This is a genomic window from Paenisporosarcina sp. TG-14, from assembly GCF_000297555.1.
Taxonomy (GTDB): domain Bacteria; phylum Bacillota; class Bacilli; order Bacillales_A; family Planococcaceae; genus Paenisporosarcina; species Paenisporosarcina antarctica.
Map to the genome: position 1 here is coordinate 1 of NZ_AMGD01000058.1, position 1,893 is coordinate 1,893.

Consider the following 1,893-nt stretch of genomic DNA (forward strand, 5'->3'; position numbering starts at 1 on the left):
TTAGTGTGCCCAGCATGGGCGTAGTCTATAGGGTGAAAGTCCCGAACTGTGAAGACAGAAGTAACAGTTAGCTTAACGCAAGGGTGTCCATGGTGACGTGGAATCTGAAGGAAGCGAGCGGCAAATCTCCGGTCTGAGGAACACGAATCTCATATAAGGCTATATGCGATTGGGTGAGTTTGCTAAACAAAACAAAGCCCTTTCTGTCGAAGGTCGTATGTAGTAAATGAGGCAGATAGATGGAGGGAAAGACTACGTTCTTACCTGGGGAGATCTGATTGATACGCCAAGTAAACTTGGTAACCTATTCAGTGATGGGTAGCTGAACAATCAGAAGTCAGCAGAAGCCATAGTACCATTCGAACTCGAGAAGAATGGGAAGGGCTGAACAATTAGGAAAGAATAACAACTTGGCATTCAGTAAACTGCGAAGAACACAGATAACCGAAGTAGGCATACTTGAAGATGGAAGTGGTGAATTCCACGGGGAGCTTTAAGATGGTGGAGCAGAACTGGCATAAAAAGACCTGTTGTTCACGGAAAGAGGCGTAACGAATGTTAATGGAACAGATACTTTCACGGGGAAACCTGCTCTCTGCTTTGAAAAGGGTGGAGCGCAATAAAGGAAGCCATGGTGTGGATGAAATGTCCGTACAAAACCTACGAAAACACATCCTAAAACACTGGGAATCCATGAAAGTGGAACTTCTTGAGGGAAGCTATGAACCGCAACCCGTCCGCAGGGTCGAAATCCCGAAACCTGATGGGGGCGTGCGTCTATTAGGTATACCTACCGTGATAGATCGATTCATTCAACAAGCAATAGCTCAAATTTTAACTTCTCTATATGACCCGACGTTTTCAGACCATAGTTATGGTTTTCGACCAAATCGAAGCGCTCATGACGCGGTAAAGAAAACTAAAGGATATATGGGAGAAGGTAATCGTTGGGTAGTCGATATCGACCTGGAGAAATTCTTCGACCAGGTGAACCATGACAGACTCATGGGAACACTGGCGAAACGAATCGAAGATAAACGCTTGCTTAAGCTAATCCGTAAATATCTGAAATCGGGAATCATGATTAATGGTGTTGTGACAACCAGTGAAGAAGGTACTCCACAAGGCGGCCCTCTTAGTCCTTTACTCTCTAATATTGTCCTAGATGAACTGGATAAAGATTTGGAGAAAAGGGGACATAAATTTGTCAGATACGCAGATGACTGTAATATCTATGTGAAAACAAAGAAGGCAGGAAATCGAGTCATGGTTTCTGTTACCTCATTAATTGAAGGAAAACTCAAGCTGAAAGTTAATCTGAATAAATCTGCAGTAGACCGCCCTTGGAAGAGGAAGTTTCTTGGATTCAGTTTCACCAACGGTAAAGAACCGAAGGTTCGAATTGCCAAAGAAAGTGTGAAACGAATGAAAAATAAAATTCGAGAAATTACATCTAGGAAGAAACCTTATCCTATGAGGTATCGAATAAAGAAACTAAATCAATATTTGATGGGGTGGTGCGGATATTTTGCGTTAGCGGATACTCCAAGCATATTCAGAAAGTTCGATTCGTGGATTAGAAGAAGACTCCGTATGTGTATGTGGAAGAACTGGAAGAATCCAAGAACAAAAGTGAGAAAACTTATTGGATTAGGTACCCCGCAGGGGAAAGCTTATGAATGGGGGAACTCAAGAAAGAGTTATTGGAGAATCTCCAAAAGTCCAATACTACACATAACCCTTGGAAACTCCTACTGGAGTTTCCAAGGGCTCAAAAGTCTAATATCACGTTATGAAACTTTGCGTCATCAATCTTAATTGAACCGCCGTATACCGAACGGTACGTACGGTGGTGTGAGAGGACGGGAGTTAATCACTCCCTCCTACTCGATT

Annotated in this window: 1 protein-coding gene; it reads left to right on the forward strand. The window is 42.8% G+C overall.

Annotated elements, in window-relative coordinates; genetic code table 11:
• Positions 1–555: 555 nt before the first annotated feature.
• A complete protein-coding gene (gene ltrA, locus C406_RS0115025) occupies positions 556–1,818 on the forward strand; it encodes a group II intron reverse transcriptase/maturase (RefSeq protein ID WP_017381476.1) in 1,263 nt (420 codons plus the stop codon).
• The last annotated feature ends 75 nt before the right edge of the window (positions 1,819–1,893 follow it).